Source organism: Rhizobium sp. WSM409 (assembly GCF_057653825.1).
In genome coordinates this window covers 177,472-203,182 of record NZ_JBYGKP010000002.1, presented here as the reverse complement: position 1 = coordinate 203,182, position 25,711 = coordinate 177,472, and the positions used below count along the sequence as shown (strand labels likewise).

21 protein-coding genes are annotated in these 25,711 nt (G+C 60.8%); 9 read left to right on the top strand and 12 right to left on the bottom strand.

The window, feature by feature from the left end; genetic code table 11:
* Window positions 1-98: 98 nt before the first annotated feature.
* From AC25BC_RS24505 to AC25BC_RS24475, 7 genes are all read left to right on the top strand, one after another.
* On the top strand, window positions 99-884 hold the full coding sequence (locus AC25BC_RS24505) for an IclR family transcriptional regulator (protein ID WP_003562406.1): 786 nt from the start codon (window positions 99-101) through the stop codon (window positions 882-884).
* A 70-nt stretch (window positions 885-954) separates the two neighbouring features.
* A complete protein-coding gene (locus AC25BC_RS24500; protein WP_128438811.1) occupies window positions 955-1,677 on the top strand; it encodes a ribonuclease activity regulator RraA in 723 nt (240 codons plus the stop codon).
* A gap of 426 nt (window positions 1,678-2,103) precedes the next feature.
* Window positions 2,104-2,982 carry a DUF6030 family protein gene (locus AC25BC_RS24495; RefSeq protein ID WP_003562408.1) on the top strand — a complete coding sequence of 293 codons (879 nt, stop codon included), beginning with the start codon at window positions 2,104-2,106 and terminating at the stop codon, window positions 2,980-2,982.
* 95 nt (window positions 2,983-3,077) lie between these two features.
* A complete protein-coding gene (locus tag AC25BC_RS24490; RefSeq protein ID WP_003562409.1) occupies window positions 3,078-4,724 on the top strand; it encodes an acetolactate synthase large subunit in 1,647 nt (548 codons plus the stop codon).
* Window position 4,725: 1 nt separating this feature from the next.
* Window positions 4,726-6,117: an aldehyde dehydrogenase family protein gene (locus AC25BC_RS24485; RefSeq protein WP_128438812.1), complete on the top strand. Its 1,392-nt coding sequence runs from the start codon at window positions 4,726-4,728 to the stop codon at window positions 6,115-6,117.
* A gap of 307 nt (window positions 6,118-6,424) precedes the next feature.
* Window positions 6,425-7,549 (top strand): metallophosphoesterase family protein, encoded by a 1,125-nt coding sequence (locus tag AC25BC_RS24480; protein ID WP_017996153.1) that lies wholly within the window; start codon window positions 6,425-6,427, stop codon window positions 7,547-7,549.
* Window positions 7,546-10,173, top strand: coding sequence for an AAA family ATPase (locus tag AC25BC_RS24475; protein ID WP_128438813.1), 2,628 nt, complete (start codon window positions 7,546-7,548; stop codon window positions 10,171-10,173). Before AC25BC_RS24480 ends, AC25BC_RS24475 begins: the two co-directional genes overlap by 4 nt.
* Before the next feature lie 114 nt (window positions 10,174-10,287).
* Here the strand turns inward: AC25BC_RS24475 and AC25BC_RS24470 are convergent, their stop codons facing one another.
* The 9 genes from AC25BC_RS24470 to AC25BC_RS24430 all read right to left on the bottom strand — a co-directional run bounded on the left by AC25BC_RS24470 (window position 10,288) and on the right by AC25BC_RS24430 (window position 19,324).
* Complete coding sequence (locus AC25BC_RS24470) at window positions 10,288-10,563, bottom strand: ribbon-helix-helix domain-containing protein (RefSeq protein ID WP_017996155.1); 276 nt, start codon at window positions 10,561-10,563, stop codon at window positions 10,288-10,290.
* A 123-nt stretch (window positions 10,564-10,686) separates the two neighbouring features.
* The gene (locus AC25BC_RS24465) at window positions 10,687-11,955 is read right to left on the bottom strand and encodes an MGH1-like glycoside hydrolase domain-containing protein (RefSeq protein WP_128438814.1); all 1,269 of its coding nucleotides are present in this window, start codon (window positions 11,953-11,955) and stop codon (window positions 10,687-10,689) included.
* Between the two features lie 19 nt (window positions 11,956-11,974).
* Complete coding sequence (locus AC25BC_RS24460; RefSeq protein ID WP_003562416.1) at window positions 11,975-13,033, bottom strand: ABC transporter ATP-binding protein; 1,059 nt, start codon at window positions 13,031-13,033, stop codon at window positions 11,975-11,977.
* 13 nt (window positions 13,034-13,046) lie between these two features.
* On the bottom strand, window positions 13,047-13,904 hold the full coding sequence (locus tag AC25BC_RS24455; RefSeq protein WP_012755685.1) for a carbohydrate ABC transporter permease: 858 nt from the start codon (window positions 13,902-13,904) through the stop codon (window positions 13,047-13,049).
* Window positions 13,901-14,752, bottom strand: a complete 852-nt coding sequence (locus tag AC25BC_RS24450; RefSeq protein ID WP_012755684.1) for a carbohydrate ABC transporter permease — start codon at window positions 14,750-14,752, stop codon at window positions 13,901-13,903. Before AC25BC_RS24450 ends, AC25BC_RS24455 begins: the two co-directional genes overlap by 4 nt.
* Window positions 14,753-14,824: 72 nt before the next feature.
* A complete protein-coding gene (locus AC25BC_RS24445; RefSeq protein ID WP_032996977.1) occupies window positions 14,825-16,099 on the bottom strand; it encodes an ABC transporter substrate-binding protein in 1,275 nt (424 codons plus the stop codon).
* Between the two features lie 42 nt (window positions 16,100-16,141).
* Window positions 16,142-17,152 carry a LacI family DNA-binding transcriptional regulator gene (locus AC25BC_RS24440; RefSeq protein ID WP_012755682.1) on the bottom strand — a complete coding sequence of 337 codons (1,011 nt, stop codon included), beginning with the start codon at window positions 17,150-17,152 and terminating at the stop codon, window positions 16,142-16,144.
* A gap of 146 nt (window positions 17,153-17,298) precedes the next feature.
* Window positions 17,299-17,622 carry an antibiotic biosynthesis monooxygenase family protein gene (locus AC25BC_RS24435; protein ID WP_003562421.1) on the bottom strand — a complete coding sequence of 108 codons (324 nt, stop codon included), beginning with the start codon at window positions 17,620-17,622 and terminating at the stop codon, window positions 17,299-17,301.
* Window positions 17,623-17,788: 166 nt separating this feature from the next.
* On the bottom strand, window positions 17,789-19,324 hold the full coding sequence (locus AC25BC_RS24430) for a sensor histidine kinase (protein ID WP_003562423.1): 1,536 nt from the start codon (window positions 19,322-19,324) through the stop codon (window positions 17,789-17,791).
* 360 nt (window positions 19,325-19,684) lie between these two features.
* Between AC25BC_RS24430 and AC25BC_RS24425 the strand changes: the two genes are divergently transcribed.
* Together AC25BC_RS24425 and AC25BC_RS24420 are read left to right on the top strand one after the other, a co-directional pair.
* Entirely contained in the window at window positions 19,685-21,499 is a 1,815-nt protein-coding gene (locus tag AC25BC_RS24425; RefSeq protein ID WP_128406682.1) for a putative bifunctional diguanylate cyclase/phosphodiesterase, read from the top strand.
* Between the two features lie 84 nt (window positions 21,500-21,583).
* Window positions 21,584-22,543: an HD-GYP domain-containing protein gene (locus AC25BC_RS24420; protein WP_206642375.1), complete on the top strand. Its 960-nt coding sequence runs from the start codon at window positions 21,584-21,586 to the stop codon at window positions 22,541-22,543.
* A gap of 155 nt (window positions 22,544-22,698) precedes the next feature.
* On the opposite strand, the gene AC25BC_RS24415 is transcribed toward AC25BC_RS24420, so the two are convergent.
* The 3 genes from AC25BC_RS24415 to AC25BC_RS24405 form a co-directional block, all read right to left on the bottom strand.
* Window positions 22,699-23,445 carry a GntR family transcriptional regulator gene (locus AC25BC_RS24415; RefSeq protein ID WP_026157581.1) on the bottom strand — a complete coding sequence of 249 codons (747 nt, stop codon included), beginning with the start codon at window positions 23,443-23,445 and terminating at the stop codon, window positions 22,699-22,701.
* Window positions 23,446-23,616: 171 nt separating this feature from the next.
* Entirely contained in the window at window positions 23,617-24,747 is a 1,131-nt protein-coding gene (locus tag AC25BC_RS24410) for a sugar phosphate isomerase/epimerase family protein (protein ID WP_128438816.1), read from the bottom strand.
* Window positions 24,748-24,815: 68 nt separating this feature from the next.
* The gene (locus AC25BC_RS24405; RefSeq protein WP_128438817.1) at window positions 24,816-25,706 is read right to left on the bottom strand and encodes an amino acid ABC transporter permease; all 891 of its coding nucleotides are present in this window, start codon (window positions 25,704-25,706) and stop codon (window positions 24,816-24,818) included.
* Between the last annotated feature and the right edge of the window lie 5 nt (window positions 25,707-25,711).

Sequence of the window (25,711 nt, the reverse complement as noted above, 5' to 3'; positions counted from 1 at the left end):
CCAAGCGCGTAGTGTCAAATGTGACACTTACGCCGCCAAGCATGCTCGCTCGGTCCGGAGAAGTCAATATTATAATTCTCATATGGAATTCTAAGTTCATGATTGAACCAAAGCATGGCTCACCCATCGTCGAAAAGACCGCCCACCTGCTCGAGGCAGTCGCCGATGCGAGGACGGGAATTTCCCTGGCCGCGCTGGTTGATCAGCTTGGAGTTCCGCGTTCGACCGTCTACCGGATCCTCAATTCATTGGCCGCGCATGGGCTTGTGGCGCGGGTGAATGGTGGAGCGTCCTACGAGCTGGGGCCAAAATTCGTCGAGCTTGCGCGCCGCATCTCGCCTGGCGCCGACAGGGCAACGGTGATCGAGGCGGCAAGGCCGATCCTGACGGCTGCGGCTGACCGCATTTTCGAATCCTTCAGGCTGGCCGCCCCCGAAGGCAACGAGATGATGACGATATTTGCAGCCTCCAGTCCCGGCGATTATTCGCTCTTCATTAAGGTCGGCAGTCGCTCGCCTAAACATGTCGGCGCCGCCGGCAAGCTCGCGCTTGCCTATTCAGACTACGGTGACATCGAGGCCTATTGCAGCGTCGGACTGGAGGGAAAGACGCCATATACGATTACCGATCCGGAGGCGCTAAAGGAAGCACTCGTTGAAATTCGGCGCAATGGATGCGCTGAGGACAACCAGGAATCCAACCTTGGCCTCCGGGCCTTTGCCGCGCCTGTCTTCGATTCCGAGGGTCGACTTGTGGCAACGATCAGCGTCCCGTTTATCGGTGAAGCCACCCCAGACAGGGCGCGCGCAATCAAGCGCGAGGTTGTGGAGGGTGCCGCCATCTTGACAAAGGCGATTAATGGCAAACAGCCTTTATCCAAATAAGAAACATAAAATTCTCTATTGAACTCTCTATTCCTTGTGCTAGAGCTTCCACCGGACAATGGAGGATCTCATGACGGTTTTGGACCCATCAGTTTACGCAAAGCTTTTGCGGACGAATTCTGCAAGTCTCAGCACCCTGTTGCTGAAGCGTGGTTTGAAGAACACCGCGGTTCGCGGCGTGCGGCCGCTGGCGAGCGCCGGCAGGCCGATGATCGGCCCAGCCGTCACCGTACGCTACATCCCCGCGCGCGAAGATATCGACGGTTCGACTTACAGTTCGGATCCATCCAATCAACAGCGCAAGGCCATCGATACGATCCCCGACGGCCATGTTCTCGTCTTGGATTGCCGCTCCTTGGCGGAAGTCGCCGGCATTGGCGCCGTGCTCGCCCGTCGTCTCGTCTATCGTGGCGCCGTCGGTCTTGTGCTCGACGGCGGCGTCCGCGATACGGCCGATATCGCGCAGTTGGGCCTCCCGACCTACTGCATGGGACCGGCAGCGCCGGCGAACCTGGTTGCCCACCACGCCTCGGACATGAACCAGCCAATCGCCTGCGGCGGCGTTGCCGTTTACCCCGATGACATCATCTTCGGCGACAGCGAAGCGGTGATCGTTATTCCGCGGGAATATGTCGACGACATTGCCGAAGAAGCCGTCGCGATGGAGGAGCAGGAAGAGTTTCTCAAGCTGGAAATCGAATCAGGCAAATCGACCTTGGGCGTATACCCGCCCAACAAGGAGACCCTGGAGCGTTATCAGGCCTGGCGCCAAGCGCGTCATATGACCGCATGACACCATTGCTTCAAAGCATTGTCTAAGGCTGCGTCTGCTCGCAGACTAACCCCTGCGTTGCTTCTTGTGAAACGCTCGACGTTGCTGCCGACATTGCAAAGCCGCCACGTGAATATTAGGGGACGAGCGCCGTCCACTGGGGTTGATGCTTGACGCTCCACTCACGCGACTTCACACTTGCAGCGTCGAAGGTGAGTCGGACAGACTGTACCGTTTTTCGCATCCGTTGCTCATCTCAGGGGGAGTCGTCAGCAGAGCTGATTGGTCAACGCGCCGACCGACACCGGTTGGTCGCAAATAGGATCAAGAGTGATTGAGCTCGAACTCACAGCCGCTCCTGTTTGCTTGTGAGGTCGCGCCGTGGATAAAGTGCCATCAGCAGTCGATCCTCCTCGAGACAGCCCGCCTTGGCACCGGAATTTCCCAATGCCGAGGAACCGCTGGTCCCTGCTTTGGCCAGGGCTTTTGATATTAATTTTGCTTCTTGCAGGCACCGTCGTTTTTTACCGTGAAATCCATCACCTCGAAGATCCGGTCGGCCCCTTCGAAAATCGAACTGTCAATAAGGCTGCCCGATCATCTCGCATCGCCGCCCGCCCTGATCCAGCGGCTCCTTCTCCCCTCCCGTCGACGCCGATACCGCTGCAGCTGATCGAGGTCCCGAAGCTGGAGTTGGCAAGTCAGTTTCTGCGGATGTGGCGCGTCTCGGGGTCGAACTTTTGCGCTGCTCTTCGAGAAGCCGGCGTCGATATGAGCGAATGGAAAGCCGCATCGATGCGCAATCGCAGCTTTGAGTGTTATTTTCAGCGGATCTACGAACGCGACGAGGTGCGTCCACTCAGCTCGACCTTCGTTAAGGTTCGTGGAGATGAAATGGGCGATATTCTTGAGATCCGCGCCAAGATCATCGGGCCGACGACCGACGCCCAGGGACGTCTCTCCCCGGCCATCCTTCACATTTTCGAGATCATCGTGAAGCAGGCGTGCTGGCGTGATTTCGAGGATACTCTTGCCTCGATCCGAAACCTCCAAAACGTTGAATCCGAACGATTCGGCTCCTATCTCAGCTTCACGCGCGAGGCCGGCGGCGCAAATATCTTCAATTTTGTTCTTGGTCTTAAGGCGACTTCAAATTCGCAGGTGAAGACCAAGTCGTATTTTTCGACTGAGCGCTGGCTCCAAATGCCCGCAGTGCTCCGGCGAGCTTCCTCGTCAGGGAGCGCTCGGGAACGTCCATATCAGCCAGCGCTCGATGACGGCTCAAGCACCCGTCACGGTCAGAGGTCAAGCTGGAACTGCGGCTGAAGCCGCCGAACGCATGGACAGCCCCGGAAAAGAACATATCTTCGAAGGACCTTCCTTTCTGGAAGTCTCAAACCAAACAGCACGGGCACACATCCATGACCAAAGGCTCCGATCTTCTAGTGGCAGCGCTTGAAAACGAAGGTGTCGACCGCATTTTCGGCATTCCCGGCGAAGAGAACCTCGACGTCGTCGAATCCATCCGCAAGTCGTCGATTGAGCTCGTGCTCACCCGGCATGAACAGGCGGCGGCATTCATGGCCGCGACCTATGGCCGCCTGACTGGAAAGCCCGGCGTCTGCCTGACGACGCTCGGGCCGGGTGCCCTCAACCTCTCGACGGGTGCCGCATATGCCTTGCTCGGTGCGATGCCGATGGTGATGATCACCGGTCAGAAGGGGATCCTCTCGTCCCGCCAGGCACGTTTCCAGGTGGTCGACGTCGTCGCGTCGATGAAGCCGCTGACCAAGCTCGCAAGGCAGATCGTGTCGCCGCAGATGATCCCGACGACGGTCAGGGAGGCGTTCCGCATAGCCCAGGAGGAAAGGCCGGGTCCGGTCCATCTCGAGCTTCCGGAAGATATCGCGGCCGAGGAATGCCAGGAGGTGGCGCTGATTGCGCCGCATCAGCTCGAATTGCCGACGGCAAGCGACGCGGCTCTCGACCGCGCCGCTGCACTCATTGCCGCAGCCAAACGTCCGCTTCTGATGTTCGGGGCCGCCGCCTCTCGTCCACGCTCGACATCGGATATTGCGCAGTTTGTGATCCGTACGCGCATTCCGTTCTTTACCACCCAGATGGGGAAGGGAACGGTTCCCGGCGGAACCGAGCTTTACATGGGCACCGCCGCGCTGTCGGAGCGGGATTATGTCCATGAGGCCATCGAACAGGCCGACCTGATCATCACGATCGGCCATGATACCATCGAGAAGCCGCCGTTCATCATGGGCAAGAGCGGCCCGAAGGTCGTCCATATCGGATATCAGCCGGCGACCGTCGAGCAGGTCTATTTCCCGCAATCCGAAGTCATCGGCGACATCGGCCCCTCTCTGAAGGCGCTGGCCGATCGCCTCGAGGGCAAGCTACCAAACGCGCAAGCGCTTCTTCATCTGCGCGAGCGCATTCTCGAGCGTATCGCCGCGCGGGCGACGGAGGATCGCTTCACGCCACAGCGGCTGGTTCACGATATAAGAGAGGTGATGCCGCATGACGGCATCCTGGCGCTCGACAACGGCATGTACAAGATTTGGTTCGCGCGAAACTACCGGACGCGGATGGCGAACACGCTGCTGCTCGACAACGCTCTTGCGACGATGGGAGCCGGGCTGCCGTCTGCGATGGTTGCCTCGATGCTCTACCCGGAGCGGCGCGTCATGGCGATCTGCGGTGACGGCGGCTTCATGATGAATTCCCAGGAACTCGAAACCGCCGTCCGGCTGAAACTCAATCTCGTTGTCCTCGTGATCGAGGACAATGCCTATGGCATGATCCGCTGGAAGCAGGCGGTGGACGAGTTCCCGGATTTCGGGATGACTTTCGGCAATCCCGACTTCGTGAAATATGCCGAATCCTACGGCGCCAAGGGAACCAGGGTCGACGATATCGGCCAGTTCAAACAGGTTCTCGAAGAGGCGTTCGCCGGAGGCGGCGTCCATCTGGTGAACGTTCCTGTCGACTATTCGGAGAACGAACGCGTGCTGGTGAAGGAGCTTCGTGAACGGCTCCCCCAGATATTGGAGGCCTGAGATGCCGCTTGCCATGAAGGTCTACCAGGCGTTCGACCGCGAACCGATTGCAGAGCTGCCGGCCGATGACGCGGCCGCACTCGAACGCAAGCTTCAGATCGCCGCCAACGCCTTCGCCGATCGCGACGGCTGGCTGCCCGCGCATCAGCGGATGGCCATCCTCAGAAAGGCGTCGGCGCTTTTGCAGGAGAACCGCGATCGTTTTGCGATGATGATCGCCCGTGAAGGCGGCAAGCCGCTGACGGATGCGATCATCGAGGTGACGCGCGGGATCGACGGCCTCCTCAATGCGGCGGACGAGCTGCGCAATTTCGGCGGCAAGGAAATCCCCATGGGGCTGACTGCGGCCAGCGCCAACAGATGGGCTTTCACCACCAAGGAGCCGATCGGCGTCGTGGCGGCGATCTCGGCCTTCAACCATCCGCTCAATCTCATCATCCACCAGATCGCGCCGGCGATCGCGGTCGGCTGCCCGGTTATCGTGAAGCCGGCGGCAACGACGCCGATTTCCTGCATCGAGATCGTCAAGCTGTTCTGGGAGGCAGGTCTCGATGAGCGCTGGTGCCAGACCCTCATCACCGAGGACAACGCGCTTGCCGAAGCCTTTGCAACCGATCGCCGCGTCGCGTTTTTGAGCTTCATCGGTTCCGCCAAGGTCGGCTGGTACCTCAAGGGCAAGCTGCCGCCGGGGACCCGATGCGCGCTTGAGCACGGTGGAGCGGCACCCGTCATCGTCGACCGCAGCGCCAATGTCGATGCGATCGTCGGCACCATTGTCAAAGGTGGCTATTATCACGCCGGGCAAGTCTGCGTGTCGGCCCAGCGTCTCTTCGTGCATGAAGATATTCTGGCTTCCTTCACCGAGGCTCTCGCTGCCAGGGTGGCAGCTCTGCATGTCGGCGATCCCACGCTTACGCAAACCGAGGTAGGGCCGCTCATCCTGCCACGCGAGGCAGACCGCGTCGCCGCCTGGATCAAGGAGGCGACGGACGCCGGAACCAGGCAGATCGGCGGCGGTCGGATGTCCGAGACGACACTTCTGCCTTCGGTTTTGCTGGACCCGCCTACTGAAGCGAAAGTATCCATGCTCGAGGTCTTTGGACCGCTGACCTGCGTCTACGGCTACCGCGACCTCGACGAAGCGATCGGCATTGCCAACTCGCTGCCCTATGCCTTCCAGGCGAGCGTCTTTTCCGCCGACATAGCGATTGCTCTCAGGGCGGCAAAACATTTGGATGCATCGGCCGTTCTCGTCAACGACCACACCGCGTTCCGCACCGATTGGATGCCTTTCGCCGGACGCAGACAGTCAGGATACGGCGTCGGCGGCATTCCCTGGACGATGGAAGAAATGGCCGACGACAAGATGGTGGTATTCAACCAGGTGACTTAGGGGCGGCGATCATGGGATCAACCGTTCGATTTCCATCGGCAGGTAAAACCCTTGGATAATAGACGATGCCTTCGCCGCGTGGCGGGTCACCGCGTCTGCCTAATTCTTGTAGGGCTACGGGATGGGTGTCGTGCACCGCCCAAAATTAGACAAACATTGGATAACTGCTTGCTCGGCCAGGATGGACTTGCCTCGCCCATAGCCGGGAGGCATGGTCTGCCTCGGAACAACGGAATCATGAAACTGTGGACGAGAGGTCCTTGGCCATGCTCGAAAGCTCGCGGCGCATCGCAAACATGGCTGATTAATGTTTTCCTTCCTGCACAGTTCGGACCTTCATATTGGCAAGCGATTTGGCAATCTTCCGGAGGATTTGAGAGGGCGCCTGCGCGAGGCGCGGCATGGTGTCATCGCCAGGCTTGCCAGCGCGGCACGAGAGCATGGGACGGATGTCATCCTGCTCGCCGGCGACACCTTCGATACCGAGACGCCGACGCCGGCCGTGCTTCGGCAAGCGCTTGGTGAGATGGCCCGGAATGCTTCGCTGCGCTGGGTGCTGCTTCCGGGCAATCACGATTCGCTGCTGGCGGACCAACTCTGGAGTGCGGCGCGCGGCGTGGTGCCCGACAATGTCATCCTGGCGACGGAGGCGGCGCCCCTTCCGCTTGAACCTGGTGTCATCCTGCTGCCGGCGCCTTGCACGACCAGGAGGCCGGGCCGCGACCTGACCGAATGGATGACGGGTGCTGCCACACCTGATGGCTCTATCCGCATCGGCCTCGCCCATGGCCCAATCCAGGAATTCTCGGAGGATGCCACGGCCACCAACGTGATTGCGCCGAACCGCGCGGCGCTGGCCGGCCTCGATTATATGGCTCTCGGCGATTGGCACGGATCGGTAGCGGTGGACGCCAGAACATATTACAGCGGCGCTCCCGAGCCCGACCGTTTCAAGCATGACCGGCCGGGGCAGGCGATGGTCGTTTCCATTGCCGGGCAGGGAGCGATGCCGACGACGACAGCGGTGACGACCGCCAGCTTTTCCTGGCAGACGTTACAGCTTCCGCTGCTGGCATCGGAAGACGGTGTTGAAGCGCTGAAGGCCGCGCTGCCGGAACCGTTCGCGCGGCGACAAACCCTGTTGCGCGTCGCGCTGTCCGGCCGTGCCCGGTTGAACGGGCGGACGGCAATGATCAGCCTGTTGGAGCAGGTCGCGCCGGAATTTGCGCATCTGGAGATCGATACCGACCTTCTGGGGACCGACTGTGAGAGCGATGATCTCGAGACCATCGACCGAGCCGGCGCGTTGCGCGATGCTGCGGAATTGCTGCTTTCCGAAAGCCTCGACCAATCCCGCTCCGGCGATGACAGGGGCGTGGCGCGCGAGGCATTGATCCGCCTGTTTTCCTATTGCGAGGCGATTGATCGATGAAACTTAACGCTCTTCGCCTTCACAATGTCAAACGCTTCGCCGGCCGCGGCATATCCGTCGAAGGAATCGCCGACGGCGTCAATGTGCTGAGCGCCGCCAACGAACATGGCAAATCGACCTGTTTTGAGGCGCTGCATGCTCTGTTCTTCCAGCCGCACAGCGGTAATCCAAAGAGCGTGCAGATGCTGCGCCCCTATAGCGGCGGCAATCCGATCGTCGAGGCCGACATCACGATCGAAGCCGGCCGCTACCGCCTGACCAAGCAGTTCCATAGCGGACGGCGCGCCAGCGTCACCGATCTCGGCAGCGGCCGGATCGTCGCCCAGGCAGACGAGGCCGAGGCTTTCATCGGCGATCTCATTTCCGGCGGAACTGCCGGCCCGGCAGGCCTGCTCTGGGTGCGCCAGGGCATCACCGGCATCGAAAATCGTAGCAAGAGCGAGGAAGAGAACGACAAGCGGGTGCGAGAAAGCCTGCTGACTTCGGTGCAGGGAGAGGTGGAGGCGCTGACGGGCGGACGGCGCATGTCGGCGGTGCTCGAAGCCTGCGAGGATGAACTCAATCGCCTGGTCACCGCGACGCTCCGGCCAAAGACCGGAGGCCGCTTTGCCGCCGCGCTCGAGGAGCGTGACCGGCTGCAGGCGGAGGAGGCGCGGCTGGCCAAGGAGGTGGAGATGCTGCACGGCGCGCTCGATCGCCGCCGCTCAGTGCAGGCGAGACTCAGCGAACTGGAAAACTCTGATGAGGAGGCCGGCCGGAAGACCGCGATTGCCAATGCCGAGTCGGCGCTCGGAGCTGCTAAACTGCATGACAGGGAACTCAAAGCGCTCGATGCCGAGGCTGCCTTGGCCGCCAGCCGCCGCGACGACGCGCAGCAGGCATTCGACCGCTTCCACGCAGCATTGAACCGCAGCGGCGAACTCGCGCGGCGTTTCGCCTTGGCGGAAAAGGACCTTTCAAATGCAGCCGAGCGACGCACGGCATCGCTTGTTGAAAGCGAGGCTGCAACGGCGGAGGTTCAGGCGGCCGAAGAGGAGGAGCGGGTAAACCGCGAACTTCTCGCGCGGATCGAGGCAGCGCTACGTTCACGCCACGCCGCAGAGCGCTTGGCCGAGGTCCGCCTGCGTCTCGAACAGGCGGAAGCCGCGCGCCAGCAGATCGAGGATGGGGATGCGGCGCATGCATTGCTCGCCATTCCAGCCGATGCCATCGAACGGCTTGAAGCGCTGGACATCAAGATCGTCGGCTTGCGCTCAGCCGCCGAAGTCGGCCTTCCCACGCTCCGGATCGATTACCTGAAGGACGTCTCCGGATTGGTGAGCATGGACCGCCAGCCTTTGATTGGGGGCGAGGATAAGAGCTTTGCCGGGATGGCGAGGCTCGACATAGCAGGCGTCGGCACCCTGACCATCCATTCCAACCGGCAGGCCGATCACAATGGGGCGCTGGAGACCGCGGAAGCCATGCGCCAAACATTGCTTGCCAAGCTCGGTATCGACAGTCTGCGGGCGGCGCGGCAGCGCGAAATTGCCGCGCGGAACAAGCAGGAGGAACTGGTGCGGGCGCGCCAGCGGCTCGCCGATCTCGCCCCGAATGGCATTGACGCACTTCACCTCGACGCCGCACGCTTTGCCGAACTCAGCCAGGGTGCGGTCGAACTCGACGCCAACCCGGAAGAGGTGCGTGCCGGTCTCGCGGATGCGACACGGCGCATCGAACTGGCGCGCAACCGGGCGCGGGAGGCGTCAATGATGCGCACGGAAGCCGGCGAGGCCATATTGCGCGCGCAGACCGAGCACGCCAGGCTTGGCCAGGAACTCGAGGCCATCGAAGCGGTCATCGGCCCCGAGTCCGGCCGAACTGAATTGCAGCAGGACCTCGCCATAAAACTTTCCAGCGCCAGAGAGCAGGTCGATGCTGTCGAACTTCGGGCCGCGCCTTTGCGCAGGACAGGGCGGGACCTCGCAGGCGCAGATGCCGCCCTTGCCAGGGCGCGCTCGGTCGCCGACGCCGCAGGCCGCGAAATTGCCAGGCTCCGCGAAGAGCTTGCTGATCTCGGCGGTCAGATCCGCACCCGTTCGGACAGTGCGCTGGAAGAAAACTGGTCGGAAACGCGCGATTCTCTGGCAGCGGCGCGCGAACAGGTGAAGCGTTTCGAGACGGAGGTCGGCGTGCTCGATCGCTTGCGCAAGGCGCTGACGGCGACGCGCGCGGCGGCGCGTGACCTCTATCTCAAGCCGGTCATGAGCGAACTAGCCCCGCTGCTCGGCCTGCTGTTCGACGACATCTCGATCACCTTCGACGGCGACACCTTGCTGCCGCAGATCGTGCGCCGCAACGGTCTGGACGAAGATGTCGACCGGCTGAGCGGCGGCATGCGGGAGCAGCTCTCGGTGCTGACCCGCCTCGCATTCGCCCGGCTGCTTGCCCGCGATGGCCGGCCGGCGCCTGTCATCCTCGACGATGCGCTTGTTTATTCCGACGACGACCGAATCGAGCGGATGTTCGATGCGCTGCACCGCCAATCGCGCGACCAGCAGATCCTCGTCTTCTCCTGCCGCCAGCGCGCCTTCGCCAAGCTGGGCGGCAATGTGCTCACCATGCAGCCGTGGCAGCCGGATTAGGGAGAGGTCCTGAGCCGCTGAAACTTCAATCGCAGTTGGATGAAGGTTCGGGTGCAAGCTTTCGAGGTCGTCGCTCGCCTTGGGCGCAAATGACGTTGTAGTTCATGCCCTGCGCTATTTCTTGGCGTGAGCGGCCATACGGGCATCGAGCCGCCGGCCGACGTCCTCGGCAGAAAGGCCGCGCTCGGGGTGGGCTTTCGTCTCGTCATAGGTAGGCACGACCTCGTCTCGCAGCCATTTCTCAACGGCGGCGTCGCGGGCGGCCAAGGTGCGCAGGCCGTCGCGGATGACTTCGCTCTCGGTCGCATATTCGCCGGAGCTGACTTTGGCCTTCACCATCTGCGCCATTTCCAATGGAAGGGTGATGGTGAGGGGTTGGGTTGTACGCATAGTGTGTGTCCTCGGTTATCTCCTTATAACAAAGTGTATGATTAAATCATACACTTTACATTTAGGCGACCTGGAGGGGTTAAGCCAATCGTAGAAACGGCTTAGTTGGGCGCGGCTCTACGCTCAGGCGAGGACGACGCCTCGCTCAAGCCATAGATAGGCGGCAGCCGTCCAGGAAAAGCCGAGGCCACCGCAGCCCTGGCCGGTGACCGGGTCGAAATATTCGGCGAAACCTTCCGTTTCGATCGCTGCGATGGTGGATTGCCGCAGCTCTTCGGCGACATCCGCGTAGCGATTGCGCTTAAGGCCGTCGATCAGCAGCCAATTGATGATCGCCCAGGCGGGGCCGCGCCAGTAGCGCTTCGGCTCCCAACTGGCGATGCCGGGTTTGGTCGTGGGGAAGGCAACCTTGAGATCCTTGGACCAGGCCTTCATTTCGGAGACCAGGGCGTCCGCAACCTGCTTGTCGAGGTCCAGCGAGAGGAGGGGGATGAAGCCGGCTTGCGTGGCGGCTTCGACATCTTCGCCGGAGATCAGGTCGCGCGAGACGAAGCGGACAAGCTCCGGCCGCCACTGGGCCATTATCGCCTTGCGGCTGCGGTCGTTGAAGGCAGCGATCTCGATCGCGTCATCGGTCCGCCCAAACAGGCGGGCAAGGTGTTCCAGATCTTCGCCCGCCTTGAGCAGGATTGCGGTCGTCTGGATCTCGGCGACCTTGAACGCCGCCTTTTCCCATTGCCGCGCCGGATCCCAGCCGCAGGCGGCATAGGTATCGACGAGATGGATGAAGCGGCGGTAATCCTCGTCGCGCGGGCGCATATCGGCATCGACATGACCGGTATCCTTGCGCACCACAGGCGTATCGGTATTGGTCGGCACTCGGGCGAGCGCGATGTCCCAGGCGGGAGAATTGTCGCTGCCGCTTTCCCAGGGATGCAGGAGTGCTATGAGCCCCGTGCCTTCAGGGTCGCGCGCCGAATACCACCAGCGATGCCATTTCAGCGCCGCCACGTAGAGGGGCGGGGTGCGCGCTTCGCCATCCTTGCCGGCGGCTTCATGCAGCTTGCGCAGCGCAATCGCAAAGACCGGCGGCTGGGTTATGCCGGAGGTCGGGATAGCGTGTCTCGTGCGCCAGACGTTCGGTCCCGGGAAGTAAGTATCGCTTGGCGCATGGAAGACGATATGCGGGATCATTCCATCAGCCCACTGGCCCTCGACCAGCCGCTCCAGCTCGCGATAGGCGCGGTCGGTATCGTAGAGCGCAAAGCCCATGGCAACGAAGGCCGAATCCCAGTTCCACTGGAACGGGTAGAGCCGGTCGGTCGGCACGGTATAGCCGCCGCGATCGTTGGCGGCGAGGATGCGCTTCGCCTGGTCGGTATGCATGTTCATGTCGGATGCTCCGGTATTCTTAGGCCAAGAGGGCCGGAAAGGACTTGCCGCTTTCGGGTGAAAGCCAGGTGATGCGCTTCTGGTCGAGCTTCAGACCGATCGTGTCGCCGCTCTTTACGGTCTCCGAGGCCGGCAGGATGACGCGCACCGGCTGGTCGTGGATCGAGCCGGTCAGAAGCAGGTGCGAGCCCATCGGTTCGGCAACGCGCACCCGCATTTCGAGACCCTGCGGCAGCGGCGCGAGTTCGACGGCTTCGCCGCGCAGGCCAAGGATCACTTCATTGCCGGACCCCCGCGGCGCGACAAGCTGTACGGCGCCTGCCGCCACCTGGCTGTTTGTCACCGGCACCTTGATGAAATTCATCGGCGGGTTGCCGATGAAGCCGCCGACGAAACGTGTCGCCGGGTGGTTGTAGATCTCGACCGGATGGCCGACCTGTTCGACCACGCCGCCATGCATGACGGCAATGCGGTCGGAAAGGCCCATGGCTTCGGTCTGGTCGTGGGTGACGTAGATCGTCGTGGTGCCGGCCGATTGCAGCACCGTCTTGAGTTCGGTGCGCATTTCGAGGCGGAGCAGCGCGTCGAGGTTCGAAAGCGGCTCGTCCATCAGCAGAACCTTCGGTTCGACGGCAAGGGCGCGAGCGACCGCGACGCGCTGGCGCTGGCCGCCGGAAAGCTTGTTCGGGTAGCGGTCGAGATATTGCTCGATATGCAGGAGGCCGGCGGCCTTCTCGACCTGCGCCTTCACCCTGGCGTCGTCGGCCTTCTGCATCCGCAGTCCGAAGGCGACGTTCTCATAGACCGTCATGTGCGGAAAGACGGCGTAGTTCTGGAAGACCATCGCAAGGCCGCGATCCTTGGGAGGCAAGCCGATCACCGACTTGTCGCCGATGCGGATATCTCCCGATGTTGCGGTCTCGAGGCCGGCGATGATGCGCAGCAGCGTGGTCTTGCCGCAGCCGGACGGACCGAGCAGCGAGACGAATTCGCCGTCGTTGATCGTCAGCGAGACCTCTTTCAGCGCCTGGAAGGCTCCGAAGCTCTTGCGGATGCGGTCGATGACAATGTTGGCCATATCTCTGGTCCCGTTATTTGGAGGAAATGCCCCAGATCGCGAAGAGGTAGCGCCTGACCGCGAAGATGAAGACAACCGATGGAAGGATGAGCATCAGGCCCCCGGCAAAGCGGTAATGCATCGGGCTTTCCGAAAGCACGGTCAGCAGGTAGGCGGTCAGCGTGCGGTTGCGCACCGTCAGTACCGAGGCGGCAAAAACCTCGTTCCACGAGATGACGAAGGCAAAGACGGCGGTCGCGACGATGCCCGGCAGGGCCAAGGGTGCCACCACCTTGAAGAAGGCCTGAATGCGGGTGCAGCCGAACACCCAGGCGGCTTCCTCCAACTCCTTGGGTACCCCGAGGAAAATGCCCTGGGTGACGAGTGCGGCAAAAGGCAGCGCCAGAACCGTATGGATAAGGCCGACGCCGAGGATCGTATCGTAGAGGCCGAGCCGGATGAAGGAGACCGTCAGCGGCAAGGCCAGGATCGCCAGCGGAAAGGCGCGGGTCAGCAGCACCAGAAGGCGGTAGCTGTCCTTGCCGCGGAAATCGTAGCGGGCGAGCGCGTAACCTGCCGGCGCGCCGAGTAGGATCGAAAGCGCCACCGTGATGGCGGCTGCCCCCAGCGAATTGAGGAAGGACTGGACGACGCCTTCGGTCTTCAGAAAGAGAAAAAAGGGCTCGAGCGATATGCCGGCGGGAAGACCGGTCTTCGGCCAGACATAGACGCCCTGGCGACCACCGAGCGCCCCGAGCGCCACCAGATAGATCGGCACCAGCACCCAGGCGCATAGGGCGGCGATGCCGCTCCACAAAAGCCAGCGCCGTGAGGAGACGAAGCTGGCGGCTTTAGGGGTGTCTGTGGTCGTGCTGATGGTATCCGTGGTCATGGCAGGCGCTCCGGATCGACCTTCAGGGCTTTGAGATAGATAAGCGTGGCGGCAAGCGAGATGATCATGATCAGCACCGCGTAGGCAGCAGCGACGCTGTAATTCTGGTTCTGGTTTTGCCAGTTGTAGGCCTCGCCGACGAGGACCGGAAAATTGCGCCCGCCGAGCGCATAGACCACCGCGAAGACCTCGAAGGCGAGCACGGTGCGCAGGATCAGCGCCGATTGCAGCGCGGGGCGGATCAGCGGCAGGGTGATGCGCCAGAAACGCGTCCACGGACCCGCGCCGAAGATTTCGGCGGCTTCCTTGAACTCCTTCGGCACCTGGTTGAGGCCGGCAACGATGATGACCATGACGATTGCCGTGCCGCGCCAGATTTCGGCAACTGCAATCGCGATGAAGAGCGCGACCGGCGTCTGGTAGGAGAGCCAGCTTGCCTGCCGGCTGATGATGCCGAGGCCGAAGAGCAGCGAATTCAGATAGCCGGTATTTTGCAGGATCGACAGCCAGACGAGACCGGCGGCGAGATCGGAAATGCCGAGCGGGATCGTCCAGATCCACAGGATCGTCTCGCGCCCGCGGCCGACCTTGGCGACCATGGTGCCCATGGCCAGCGCAAGGGCGATCTGCACCGGCACGACCGCGATCGTCAGCAGGAAGGTATTTTTCACCGAGCGGGTGAAGTTGATGTCGGTGACCATGCGCTCGGCATTTGCAAGCGACGGCGCGCCATTATCCGACACCGCCAGCCAGATCGTCTGCACCAGCGGCACGACAAACAGCAGTGCCAGGAAGGCGACGGATGGCAGGATCAGCAGATAGGGGATCCAGGGTCGGCTATTGGTCATCGGCTCCCGCCTCGACGAGCAGAGGGGTGAAAGAGCGTCCGGGCATTTCGCCCGGACGCTTGCGAAGTGGGTTTATTGAACCGGGCAGGGGCCGTCGCTCTTGGCGTCAGGCGCCCAGCAGGCAGCCTTGGTGTCGGTCATCAGCTTGGCCATCGTCGCGCCCTGGGCCTTCAGCACGTCTGCAATGGGCTCGTTCTGCAGCACGATGCGCTGGAAACTGTCCATGTAGACCTTGTTGAACTCGCCGCCCTTGTCGCCGAGGCCGACCGGGAGCAGCGAGATGACCGCGTCCTTGGAGGCCTGGGTGGCGGTGACGGCACCGGCGAGCAGGGCGACGCCGGCATCGAGATCCGGCGGCAGCTTGACGTTGAGGGTCGGGAAGAAGCCGACCTTGGAGGCGGTCAGGAGCTGCGTGTCCGGCATGGACAGGTGCTCGATGATTTTTTCTGCGCCGGCCTTGTCAGGCGCGCCCTTCGGAATGGCGAGACCGGCGACGACTGGCATGTAGCCGCGGCCCTTCGGACCGGCGGGAGCGGGGAAGACCACATAATCATCCGGTGCGGCGGAAATGGCATTCTTCAGCCGGGCGATGTGGTCCCAGGCAACCATGACTTCGCCGGCCGCGAGCGGCTCCTGCATGAAGTCGTAGCTGGTCGAGTTCGGTGTCACATAGGCCCACAGCACCTTCAGCTTCTCCCAGCCGGCGGCCGCATCGGCACTCTGGAAAGTACGCACGACGCCGCCTGTGAAGGAGGGATAGAAATAGCCCTGGAAATAACGCGCCATCAGGCCTTTCGGGCCGGCGGGAAAGCCGATCTGCGGCTGGCCGGTTGCGTCCTGCATATTCTTGCCCCACTCGATCAGCTGATCGTAGTTCAGCGCGTTCACGTCGGCGCCGGCAGGCAGGTATTGCAGCGCTTCCTTCTTGGCGGCCATCACATAGGTCGCCTGCATCCACGGGATGTACTGCTGGGTCGACTTGCCGAGCTTGCCGAGATCGAGCAGCGACTGCGGCATGCCGCTCGCTGCCAACTTCTTGGCGAGATCGTCAAGCGGCTCGAGCGTGTCCTTGTCGGCGAGCGGCGAGAGCTCGCCATGCAGTGCACCGACGAGGCTGACGGTGTGCTTGCCGGCCTGACGCTCGGCTTCCATGCGCACCGCAAACTGCGGCGGCTCCTCGACCACGTAGTCAACCGAGCCGACGTCCTTCAGGAGTTCCTCGCGAACGACGGTCGCCTCCTCGATCGGACGAAGCTGGGTGGATACGAAAACGGTCTGGGCCAGCACCGGCGAGGCGAAGGCCAGCACCGTGGAAGCCAGAATTCCAAATGACATGATATGTTTCATCTTCTCCTCCTTCATTGTTCTTTGTTTGAGATGCACGGCTGTCTATGCCGCCTTGGCGGGACGGCGATGGCTGTCGCGATCGACGAATTCGATCGCGTGAAGCTCCTGGAGTTCTTCGGCAGGTTCGCCGGCGATGGCGCGCAGCAGCAGCGAGGCGAAGTTCGCGCCGAGGTTTTCGCCGGTCATGCGCATGGTCGACAGCGGCGGGCTTGTGAAGGCGCCCATTGCCAGGTCGTCATGGCCGACAATGCTGATCTGGTTGCCGCCATCGACCTCGCGTAGCGCCCGGAGCGCTCCGATCGCCATTTCGTCGGTGGCGCAAACGAGTGCGGTCGGACGCGAGGGTTGGCGCAGAAGTTCGAGTGCGGCGAGATAACCGCCCTGTTCCAACGGCGCGCCTTCGGCGCAGAGGTCGGTGGCAAGGCCGCATTCCTCCATCGCCGCCCGCCAGCCACGGCAGCGGTCATGTGCGAAGTAATATTCCTGCGGGCCGGCGATGTGGCCGATACGGCGGTGGCCGGCAGCATGGAAGCGCAGCGTCGCGGCTCGAAAGCCGGCAAAACCGTCGCCGTCGATATAGGGATGGGACAGCAGGCTTTCCGTGCGACCGTTGGTGACGAAGGGAATGCCGCGCGACTGCAGAAATTCGACGCGCTCGTCCTTGCGTTTGGTGCGGACGAGAAGCATGGCGTCGACGCGGCGGCCATCGACGAAGCGGCGGCAGATGTCGAGTTCGCTCTCGCCGCGCGGCACCGGCGCAATCACCAGATTGAGGCCGGCAGCGGCAAGGTGTTCGGCACAGCCGGACAACATATCGAGGAAATGCGGAGGACCGATATGGCCAGGATCGCTCGGCAGCGTGACCGCAACCAGTTCGGCGCGCTGCCTGCGGAGGCGCCTCGCCGAAGCATTCGGCCGGTAGCCGACCTTGTCGGCAGCCTCTCGAACCCGTTCGCGCGTGGCGGCCGACACATCGGCATAACCATCGAGCGCCCGCGATACCGTGGTGATCGACAGTCCCAGCGATTGCGCGAGCTGTTTGAGATTGGCCAAGATCTTCCTCCCGAATTGAGAAAAAGATTCTCCAAAACGTTTTGGGAGTCAAGCCAAAACGTTTTGGCTCCATGAGAGGCGCCGGAATCCATGATTATCTTTGGATTAGCGGAAGGGCGCAAGACTCGGAAAGCGGCCAAGGATTCTCAACGCAGATTGGGAGGGACCACTATCTTGTGTATCTGGATACGCTCCGGAAGTTCGCACAGCAGTTCTGCATCTCGCGCCAGATGATGAACCTGCTCCGGATCACCTTTCGTAAACGCCGTCATCGATTGCATGTCGGCCCAGTAGGAGATCGTCGTGAACCATGTTTCATCCTTTCGATCTTCGCGTAGCAATTGGACGCCGAGCGCCGTCTTAAGCAGTGGCGGAATTCCCTCAGCGCGATTGTAAGCCTCGTATTCATCGGCAAATTCCGGCTTGGTGCGGCCACGCCAGATACGGGCTATGGTTGGAACATTCGTCATGTTTTGCTCCCAGTGACATCTGAACGAAGCAAGCCGACGGCGAGGAACAATCCCGCACGAGCGGCAGGCCATCTGGAAAATGTGTCGCTCCAACCCAATGAAAAGTGCTCCCGACACGGCGGGATAACCCAAGGCTTGCTTTGGGCAGGGAGGTGGCTTCTCTCGCTCAATCGGCAAGCTTGAGTGTTGCCGTAAACTGCGTCCCTTCCAGGCGACTATATCTCGCCTCGCCATGCAGTTGATTGACGAAGGCTTTAATCAGCCGCGTCCCCATCCCGGCGCTGTCCGATCGACCATCGAATCCAATCCCGTCGTCAGCGACGGTAAGTTGGGATTCCTCTCCTTCGGTCACGTGCAGCATGACGCGAATGTTTCCGGATGCTCGGCCGTCGAACGCGTATTTCATGCTGTTGGCAATCAACTCGTTGAGCAAGAGGGCAAACGGCGTTGCCTTGTCGGCTGCAATCACGATGTCGTCGATTTCAAAGTCGACGGAAACGGCGCGGCCATGGACGTCGACGAGCGTCCTAACGAATGATGGAATGAACTCTCGAGCAGATATTCCGCTAAACTGGTCGAAGCCGTACATCTGCTCGTGAACGGCAGACATCGCAGAAATGCGCTCATTTAATTTTTGAACAGCCTCCGGTTCAAAACCCTGCAAGCGCAGCAGGGCCATCACCGTCTGCAGGTTGTTCTTCACTCGATGGTGTATCTCGCGCATGAGCGTTTTATTTGACCGCAACGCATCCGCAAGCTGCTTGGTGTGCAATGTGTCTACCTTGATCAGGTTCTGAATCCACAATGCAGCGGCCAAAGCGCCGACGAGGGCGAAAGCGACCAACAAAGCCGCGATTTTTGCATCCTCCCAAAAGGGCTGCATGATCACATGGATATCTGCCGAAGCAATGGCCACGAAAGGGGTGCGTTCGAGGATTCGGTATCCAACCAGGCGATCGTCATCATCGACTGGCGACACGGAGCGATATGTGCCTGATGTCGCCTTCCTCATATAGTCGGTAAACAGCTTGTGGTTTCGCATATCGACTGGTCCGGCAGGTTCCGGGTATCGGGCGATAAGTTGCCCGTCGCGTCTTATGAGGCTGACAATCGAGTTCTCGCCTATCGCCACCGCGTCCCATATTGGCCTTAGGATGCTCGCGTCGAAGGCAATCACGGCGACGCCGGCGAACTCGCCATTTCGTTCCAGCCTGCGGCTGAAGACGAATATCTGCCGCTGGGAAAGGCGGCTGATGATCAGCGGCGATGTATATTCGTCAGCACCGTTTCTCAGCCGAACGAAGTAGTCGCGATCCGTAACGTTGACCGGCCGGATATCGCGATCATTTGAGTAGAGCGTTTCTCCAACGGCTCCGATGACATAGGCAGTCGCCTGAGGAGGAAGGTCGTAGACGGCAGCGTCGAGATCGCGCACGCGATCCGGCCCGGGCAAAGACATACTCGGCCCCAGAGCATCATCAATCCGGTGCAGGGTCTCCCGGGCAAGGGAATTCAACCAGTTCGCGTTCGCTGCAACGATTTTGGAAGCCGCGCTGACACGCTCATCGCCCCGGCGAACAGCTGTCTCGTAACTGGAAATGAGCCAGAGCGACAAAAGGGTGGTCAGTGACAGAAACATCAGCGCGATGATCGCGAGCGATGCTTTTCCTACGGAGCCAACGTATTTATCGCCACCGATCATCTTTTAGGCCAATTTCCATTTGTGCGGCGACAGCCAGATGGTGACATTGCAACGCATTTAGAACCATATCCGATAAGCTGATTTCTGACTCTCGAAAATTATGCCGTGCTCCCGACTCGGCGCCCTCAAGAGCGCGACTGAGGATTGCATTTCATAACCGTCTTTAGAGAACGATCGTGACATCGGTCAATCTCACTCCGAGAAGGAGGTCAGAATGCTGGAGAGCTTTCGCACGCGAAGCTCGGCACGACAGGTCCCGAACCGATCATTCGGCGTTTATTCGATCAAAATCTAATCAACGGCGTAACCTGATTTGAAAGTCGGTTTGGTAGGCAGGGTCTCCTTCCGGGAAGTAACGTCATGATCCTTGAGTTGCAGAATGCCATTCTGGAAATGATTGCCAAAGGGGAACCGCTGGCAGCAACGATTGAGCAACTTTGCCTTAAGGTCGAGGCCGCCGTTCCTGGGATCATCGCTTCGGTGCTGACGTTCGACGGGAGCCGTCTCCACACACTTGCCGGACCTTCCCTGCCGCCTGACTACTCAGCGGCTGTCGACAATCTTCAAGCCGGTCCTCTTGCGGGCTCCTGTGGCGCTGCTGCCTATTTCGGAGAAGCGGTCGTTGTCACCGATATTGAGACCGATCCTCGTTGGCAGGATTTCAAGTCTCTGGTGCTTCCGCTGGGGTTGCGGGCTTGCTGGTCCAGCCCAATCAAGAGCGGCGGCCGGGTGATCGGCACCTTCGCCTTCTACTATCGAGACCGCCGCGGTCCGAAGGTCGTCGAACGGGACCTCGTCGAGGCTTGTGCCCATCTCTGCACGATCGCCATCGATCGCGAAGAGCGGGTGATGGAACGTCAGCGGCTGACATACAGCGACGCTTTGACGGGCCTGTCGAATCGCGCTCGTTTCAACCAGCTTCTCGCCGAAGAGCTGCCTCGATCCCGGCGCGCCTGGGGCATCTTGCTTGTTGACATCGACAACTTGAAACTCGTGAACGACACGTTCGGGCACGCAGCCGGCGACGCATTGATTCAAGTGGTCGCAGACCGGGTCGCCACGACAGCAGGCACCAAAAACACCTTTAGGCTCGGTGGAGATGAGTTTGCTGTCATTGTGTCGGGCGACAAAAACCTTGATCTGAAGGCGAGCGCGACCGACATCCTCACAGCACTGTCTTCTCCTTCAACCTGCGACGGTCATGTCGTCTTTCCCGCCGCGACGATTGGCGGCGCGTTGGCAGAGACGGAAACAAACCCTGACCAGACCCGCCAGAACGCCGATGTGGCGCTCTATCATGCAAAAGAACACAATCGCGGCCGGTACGTGCAACACTATCCCGGCCTGGGCACCGCCCTGACCAGACGCTTCAGGGCGGTTCGGGACGTGGGCGTCGCCCTGAAAGACGATCGGATCGATGCGCATTACCAGCCGATCTTGCGCCTGGATACGCGCGAAATTGTCGGTTTCGAAGCCTTGTGTCGAATGACCACGCCTTCCGGCGAAATCATAGCCGCAGCGCATTTCCATGAGGCGACGAAAGACGCGCATATTGCTGCTGAGCTGACCGAACGGATGTTGCTGAGGGTTGCGAAAGACATCCGCAGCTGGCTCGCCCGAGGCCTTCCTCTCCAGCATGTAGGCATCAACCTGTCCGCGGCAGATTTTCGTGGCGGTAATCTGCAAGACAGGCTGTGCCGAATTTTCGGGGAAGCGGAGGTTCCCCTCAAGCACATCATCCTCGAAGTGACGGAATCGGTTTATCTCGGACAACGGGACTATGTCGTCGCGGACGAGATAAAGGCTCTTCGGTCCAAGGGCTTGCGGGTTGCCCTCGACGACTTTGGCACGGGTTACGCGTCTTTGACCCACCTGCTGACGGTGCCGGTCGACATCATCAAGATCGACAAGTCCTTCATCGACCGCATGGTGCCGGGCGATGCTGGGACCTTCATCGTTGAGGGCTTGATCGGAATAGCTCACAAGCTGGGAATCCGGGTCGTCGCAGAGGGGATTGAAACAGAACCCCAAGCTGCTCAATTGAGCCAGCTCGGCTGCAAGCTCGGGCAGGGCTATCTATTTTCGAAAGCCGTCGATCGAACGGTTGCCGCGGCCTTTTTAGAGCAGCATGGACAACGGCTCAACCAAGACAAGACCCGTGCCGGAGCCCTATAGCCTGAGCGAGGTTTTCGCGCTCGGGCCGGCCCCGGATACCTGAGACAACGCTTGAATACCAAGATCACTTTGAACGGATCAGAGATGCGAAAACGGATACATGTCAGCCAATTGCGGGTCGGAATGTATGTTGAGGACGTCGAAATTGAGGGAGAAGACAGGACACGCCGGTTCAAGCCGTTCCTGATATCGGCCACTGGTCAGGTCGAGAGTTTGATGGCAAGCCGCCTGATGACTGTTGTTATCGACGTCGGAAAGGGTGCGGATGTCGATCCGGGCGGGGCACAGGACATCGACCGGGCTGCGTTTGACGCCCAGCTTCGTGCCGTGTTTTCGGCGAAGGATATCAAGCAGGCGAGGGAATGCGTCGAGGATACGAGACCGCGGATCCGTCATATGCTTGCCCATGCCAGGATCAAAGCCTCTTTCGCCAGTGATGCGGCAAGCGCAGCTGTGGAGCGGATCATGTCGGCAGCCTTCGACAATGCTGGTGCGCTGATCGCAGTCGCCAAGCTGAAGGAAAAAGATGAGCTGACGTTCCTCCACTCGCTGGCGGTTAGCGCATTGATGATCACCCTGGGGCGCAGCCTCGGTCATGGAGAAGAGGATGTGCGGGTATTGGGATTGGGTGGACTGGTTCACGATCTTGGAAAAATGGCGCTTCCGGACGACATCTTGACGAAACCCGGTAAGCTGACGGCCGAGGAAATGGATCTTGTGCGCGGGCACCCTCAGCGGGGATATGAGTTGGTTTCCCATGTCGCCCATGTCCCGAAGCCGGTGCTCGACATCTGTCGCTACCACCACGAAAAGTTCGATGGCTCCGGCTATCCTGGTCGCCTCGCCGGAAAGAAGATCCCTTACGTCGCCCGGCTTGCGGCGATTTGTGACGTTTACGAAGCGCTGACCACCATCAGGCCGTATAAGCGCGCCTTCTCACAAGCAGAGGCGATCAACATGATGATGAATTCGCCGGGCCATTTCGATAGCCAGCTTCTTTCCGCATTCGTGTCAAAAATGGTGATCAGCGGCACGCTGCAATAGAGCCGTCATTTGCCATACGGCGCGTCGCACCGGCCAAACGTCAATTGCAACTCCGCTAGGGCCGGGGTCACAAGAAAGATCTCCATCTCGTCGGTTTGATTCCCATCAAAGCGAACATTGATGGCCATATCTTATTCGGAGAGCGACGTTCGAAACTACGAGAAGTTCTCCAGGACAGCCAGGAACGTATGCCGATCACCGTGTCCTTCGGTGAGCCGCACTCGGCCCTCGATATCGGCCAGGTGATGGTCCATTAGTTGCTGAGCCTTCGCCAGGTCCTTGGCCTTCAGCGCAGCCACGATCATTCGGTGGTGGTCTGCGCCGCAATCGTCCTTACGCTCTTCTTCGTACAGGGACATGACGAGGGACAGGCGAGCGACGATCTTCGACAGCATTTCCGTCAAGACAGGATTTCCGGCGGTTTCGGCGAGTACGATATGAAATTTGCCAGACAGAACCGTCTTGGATTTCTCATCACCATGATGATGGATGTGCTCTTCTTCGTCGGTCAGTTTTTGCAGGGCATCGAGTTGTTCGGCCGTTGCCCGTGCAATAACGAGCTCCAGCAGAAGTCCTTCAAGTTTTCGGCGGGCTTCGAACAGGTTCTTGGCCTGGGCAATGCTGGGTTCGGCAACAAAAGTGCCGCGGTTTCTCTTTCGCTCCAGGAGGTGATCACTTTCGAGAACACCGAGCGCGCCGCGTACGACCGTGCGGCTAACGCCAAAATGCTCCGCTATCGCCTCCTCCAGGATTTTCGTGCCCGGCTTTAAGGCGCCTTCACCGATAGCTGCCGCCAGCGTGGCGCGAATGCGCTCGGAGACGTCGTCGTTGTTGTCGGCGCTATCGACCGCCCCACTGGACGCGGGTGGCGCCTTGACGCTTTGACGGCGCGTCTTCCTTATTGCCTTCACCACTTCAAGCCTCGGTAATGTTTTGCGTCCAGTTACTCGTGCACCGAATATCCGTTCGTCGTAATTATTTCTATAAGAATGTTTCTGCGCAACCACTGCATTTTGATAGAAATCCCAATTGAAGGCGCCGACAAAAATATCCGCCCGCGCTATCTTCAAAGGCTAGGCTGCCTTTTGTTCTTTTGCCGGCGGGGACAAGGTAATACCCTTTTCGGCGCAAATAGCCTCGATGTGGCGGGCCGACTGCTTGATGAAACCAATCGCCTCGTCGAAACCGTAGGATTGCACCTCATAGGTCGGGTAGCCGTAGCGGCTGCTCTCGTAGGCTTCCCAGTCGAGAACCGCTCCGGAGGCGACCCGCTTTTCATAGGCATCCACCATCGCCATGTAGGCCGCAAGCTCATCCGCCGTCAGGTCCGGGTGGCCAGCTCGCCAGACCGGATCGTCGATCTCGATGCACTGGCGTGGATTAGCCTTGCGAGGCTTGTCGGCGACAGACTGGGCAACCTCCAGCGACAGGTTCAGCGCGGCGTTGGCGTCGCTGAGAATGGGAAGGATCGCGGCGAAATCGACAATGCCGCCGCCAACGGGTCTGGTCTGGAAATCGAGACCACCCGGAGCGCGGCCGACATAGGCATCCTTGATATGGGTCTGTCGGATATGAGGAGCCAGGCGCTTGGCGGCGAAGACCGGATGCTCGCCCCGCTGCAGTCCGTTTGCCGTGTCGAAGACGACGCCGACGCAATCGGCGCCGACCTTCTCGATCAATCGCAGGATCTCGAAGGACGTGATCTCGTCATGGGTTTCGATGTTCATGTGCGCGCCATTAGCACGTGCGACGGGCGCCAGCTTGCGGAGGACCTTTTCAATTCCGAGCAACTGCTCTTCCCAGGTCACGTCGGTGCGGAAGCGGTCATTGGCCAGCCGGCCGCGATATTCGCCCTTGAAATTGCCCGGTGCAACCCAAAGCTCATGGCAGCCGATCGCGGCACTTGCCTCGATCATGCGCGTGAAACCGGCAATGATATCGCCGCCGCCGGCGGCCCGGAGTACCGGTTCCTCGGCGCTGCAATAGGGATTGATCTTGCCGATGCCGCTTTCGAGATAGAGGCCAAGGTCGTCGGCCTTCGCCCTGATGTCGCGCAGCAGGCCGCTGTCGAGGTCGGGGCTCATGTCCAGCGCCGTACTGAAGAAGATGCCTGCGAGCCCAAGTTCCTTGACGTGATCAAGGCTTGCCAGCGGCCCCCGCTTCTTCGCCTCAGGCAGCTTTATGCTGTCGATTCCCAATTTCATGTCATGCTCCTCTGCTGTTTCCTGACGGGGCGCGCTGCACTGGCGACCCCTTCGTTGTTGATCTCAATTCACGACGATCGATCCGCGATCACGCCCCTCCGGGAGCGAGGCTTCTCTGCTGTCCGGCCTGTCGGAACGAGACGCTTTTCGAGATAGTGCTGGCCTATGGATGCCACGCTCGTGATGGCGAGGTACCAGATCGAGGCGACGAACAGCAGTTCGATGACCAGGAAGTTCCGGGCGTAGATCGCCTGGGCCTGCGTCAGCAGATCCTGCATGCCGATGACCGAGACGATGGCACTGGCCTTCAGCATGCCGATGGCCTGGTTCCCGGTCGGCGGCACGATGATACGCGTGGCCTGGGGCATGATGACGGTGAGAAAAGTCTGTGTCTTTTTCAGCCCGAGCGCCGTGGCCGCTTCGCGCTGGCCGCGATCGACCGCGACCAGGCCACCGCGGATGATCTCCGACATGTTCGCGGCTTCGTGCAGTCCGAGTGCGAGGAAGCCGGCCAGGGCCGGTGTCACCAGATCGTTGATCGAAATGGTGAAGCTTCCCATCCCGACCTGCGGGATGAAGAGGGCGATATTGAACCAGAAGAAGATCTGGACAATCAGCGGCACGCCGCGAAACCACCAGACGAAGCCGGCGGCGATCACCTTGAGAACCGGGCTCTGGCTCGTCGCCATCAGCGCCAGCAGGCATCCGAGCACGATGCCGAACACCATGGCGCCAGCCGTCAGTTCAAGCGTCAGCAGCACGCCGCGCAGGATCGAAGGATCCACCAGATAGCGGGGGATCTCGGACCACTGGATGCTCTGGCTCTGCCCGACGACGAGCGCAAAGAAGGCCAGCGCTGAAATCGCGATGGCACCGGTTGCGATCTGCCCCCAACGCATCGGTCTTCCGACCGATGGCGCAAGGGAGAGCGATATGGGTGACGCTTGAAACAGGGCCATCAGCG